The 4,063-nt window shown below is 26.7% G+C and carries 2 protein-coding genes; both read left to right on the top strand.

Annotated features, from left to right (window positions below):
- Nucleotides 1-598, top strand: a 598-nt coding sequence (locus tag AYC61_RS10985; protein WP_156456440.1) for a condensation domain-containing protein, incomplete at its 5' end; no start/stop codon positions are given.
- A 945-nt stretch (nucleotides 599-1,543) separates the two neighbouring features.
- On the top strand, nucleotides 1,544-4,063 hold a 2,520-nt coding region (locus tag AYC61_RS10980), incomplete at its 3' end, for an AMP-binding protein (RefSeq protein ID WP_156456439.1).

Below are 4,063 nucleotides of genomic sequence, written 5' to 3'. Positions count from 1 at the left end.
TTATATGATACTACTTAATAAGTATACAAATCAAAAGGATATAGTGGTAGGAACACCTGTGCTTGGAAGACTAAATCCAATATATTACAACACTGTAGGAATGTTCGTTAATACTTTAGCCATAAAAAGTAGTGTAAAGGAAGAAATGAAAATAAGTAATTATTTAATAGAGCTAAAAAATAATATTCAGGAAGCCTTAGCAAATCAAGATTATCAATTTGATGAGCTAGTTCAAAAACTTCATATAAAACGTGGCTTAAATAGAAATCCACTTTTTGATACAATGTTTATTTGGCAAAATGACGGTTTTGGAGAAATTAACATAAATGATCTAGAAATCCAAAGTTATCAAATAGATCATAAAACAGCTAAATTTGATTTAAAACTAGAAGGGATAAAAGAAAAAGATGAAATAGTAATGTATTTAGAGTATTCAGTTGATTTATTTAAAAAATCTACGGCTGAAGGTATTACGAAACACTATTCAAATATACTGAAACAAATTACAATTCATTCTGATAGGAAGATATCGGATATTCAACTGATAACAGATACTCAAAAAGATAGAAAAGTACAAGAATTTAATGAGATTTTATAGATTATTTTAAATATGGCAACAAAATATAACATAGAGTTCCTGGATATTGATCAATTGTTTTTGGAAGAGATTAGGTTGGAATATTGTTTTTTTACTATACAATTAACAGATAAGGATTTGTTTATAATTTCATCATAAGGAGGACAATCAAATACGAGAATCTAAGAAAAAAATTAAGTGGCAATGATATAATGATTATACTAAATAAATACATACAAGGTAAACATGCTTTGTGTGTATTTATTTTTATTACAAATTTGTTGGAATTCAATTAATCACAAATAAAAATTACAATATAATACATAAAAGGTAATATTATTCGCACAAGTATACAATATACATACTTAATAAGAAAAAATATTCGACAAATTGAATATTTTTTCTTATTAAGATTTTCATATTTCTTCCAAATTAAAAATGAATTAAATTATAGATATAAAGTATCATATAAAACAATTGAACAGGCAAAAGTAAAATATTAACATACAAGTAAACTATAAATATAATAGTCATAAATATCAAAAAATATAAAATAATGACGAACGAAAAATAATAAAAAAAAAAGGAAATTGACACTTATTTAACAAATTTAATAAGCTATATCACATATGATAAATAGAAATTATAGTAAATATAAATAATTATGTAAAATAAATAACATCAATTCAAATACATGAATTTTTAATGAAATAAGAACTAATGCTTGATGTAAAAATAAATATAAATAAAATATTTACATTGAATTATTTGAACAAGCTTAATTTTCGAATCAAAAGTTATAAAATTCATTATCAATAATAAAATTAACAAACTAAGATATCAAGAGATTATAAACATCTTGAAAACTAATATAATGTGGCGATATCAGGATTTATGATTTGCATTTAAATTACTTAAATAAAAAATAAAATAGATATTTAATACAATATCACCAGGGGGGATAGAATGTTTAAACACGAAAGTAAGACTAGCAAAAACCTAATAGAATTTTTGCAAGAGAACAGTATTAAAAATTCTTCAAAAGGCATTAACTTTATTCAAACCGAGGAGCAAGATTTTTTATCTTATAGTGATCTCTACAATAAAGCTTTGATGACACTTAATGAATTACAGAAAAAAAATTTAAAACCGGGGGATGAATTAGTATTTCAACTAGATGATAATAAAGAATTACTAATAATTCTTTGGGCATGTGTATTAGGTGGTATCATACCAATTACTACTACTATTGCAGCTAATGAAGCAAGTAGAACAAAACTTATTAAAATATGGGAAAAATTAAATAACCCTTATTTAATTACCACCAATAAACAATATGAAAAGCTTAAAAAGAATACTTTTGGTAATTTGAAAGAAGTCTCAGATGTTGAGATTGAAGCAAGAATAATATTAAGTGATATTATTAATGTAAATGAAAAAAATGGTATTATACAAGAAATATGTCCTGATGATATTGCATATATTCAATTTTCATCTGGTTCAACAGGTGACCCTAAAGGTGTTGTTTTAACACATGAAAACGTGTTAACTAATTTAGAAACAATAACAAAAGCTTTAGAAATAACAGGTGATGATTGTATGCTAGGATGGATGCCTTTAACACATACTTTTGGTCTTTTAGGGTTTCATTTATTACCTTTGGTAAATGGTATTAATCAAAACATAATGACTACTAATACTTTTATAAAGACTCCATTACAATGGATTGATAAAGCTCATGAACATAAGGCAACTTTTTTAGCTTGCCCCAATTTTGCATTCAAACATTTCTTGTCATTTCTAACTGATGATGAGAAAGAAAATAAACGTTGGGATTTATCACATGTACGAGTAATTGTTAATGCAGCAGAACCTATATCAGCTGATTTGAACAATAAATTTTTCAATGAAATGTCTAGATGGGGATTAAAAGATAATATAGTTGTACCTTGCTATGGATTGACAGAGGCAGCTGCTATAGTAACAGTGTGCACAATAGGTAAAAAATTAAAATATTTAACACTTCACAGAGATTATATGTCTATTGGTCAGCAAGTAATGGAAGCTGGTAAGGATGAGGAACGTGGAGTAACTTTGGTGGATGTTGGACATGATTTCGACAGTTGTAAAATTAAAATTTGTGATAATGAAGATAATATACTCCCAGATAATGTTGTGGGTGAAATTTATATCAAAGGGAAAAATGTAACCAGTGGTTATTATAATAACTCTGAAGCTACAAAAAGCACAATAACTGAGGATGGATGGTTAAAAACAGGAGATTTGGGTTTCAAGCGAAATGGAGAACTATTTATATCTGGTAGAAAAAAGGAGATTATATTTGTTAATGGACAAAATTACTATCCGAATGATATCGAAGCGATTGCAAGTGAAATAAAAGGTGGAGAGTCTGGTAAAGTTGTTGTTTGTGGAATATATAATCCAAAACTAGAAAAAGATGATATTATCATGTTTATCTTGTTTGAAGATGATGTAGAGAAATTCGTATCAAAAGCTATAGAATTCAAGAAATATATCAATTTAAGTACAGGCTTAGTATTAAAACATGTTTTACCAATCAATAAAATACCAAAGACAATCAGTGGCAAAGTTCAAAGATACATGCTAAAAGAAGCATATAGCAAAGGTGAATATAAAGAGCTAGGTTTACATTTAGATAGATTAATTAAAGAAAAAATAGAGAGTCGTGATGTAGATTTACCAACAACTAAGCTAGAAATGCAATTAGTAAATATGTGGTCAAACATCCTTGGAATAAATAATATAGGTATAAACGATAATTTCTTTGAACTAGGTGGGAATTCGTTAAAGATAGCATCATTAATTAAGAAAATACATGAAACTTTAAATATTAGCTTAACAATGGGAGAAATATTTAATTTTCCAACAGTAAAAACATTATCAACTTATATAACAGATATTAAAACTAATAATTCATGTCAGACTGCTGCAGCATTGCAGGCAGAAGAGCTTGAATATTATCCCTTAGCAGCACCTCAGAAAAGAATTTATGTATTATGTAAATTTAATGAAAATAATTTGAGCTATAATACGCCTATAGCATTTAAAATTAAAGGAAATGTAAATATAAAGAGACTAAAAGCAGTATTAGACAAGTTAGTTAAACGACATGAAGCACTAAGAACTGGTTTTGTAAGCATTAATAATATACCTTATCAAAAGATTTATGATGAAGTTAAATTCAATGTAGAGGAAATTAATGCAAAGGGAAAAGCGGTAGAAGAAATAATAGAAGAATTTGTTAGACCTTTTGACTTAAACAAACCACCTCTTTTTAGAGTAGGTCTAGTTACTCTAGATGTAGATGATTATATTTTGATAGTTGACATGCATCATATTATTTTTGATGGACAATCGGCAAGAGTACTAGTAGATGAGATTACAAAACTTTGTAGTGGAAAAGAATTAAATGAACCTGTAGTTCAATACAAAGATTTTACAATG

The sequence above is a fragment of the Abyssisolibacter fermentans genome, assembly GCF_001559865.1.
Taxonomy (GTDB): Bacteria; Bacillota; Clostridia; order Tissierellales; family MCWD3; genus Abyssisolibacter; species Abyssisolibacter fermentans.
The sequence above is the reverse complement of the archived record's forward strand: the minus strand, read 5'-3'. Positions and strand labels throughout refer to the sequence as shown.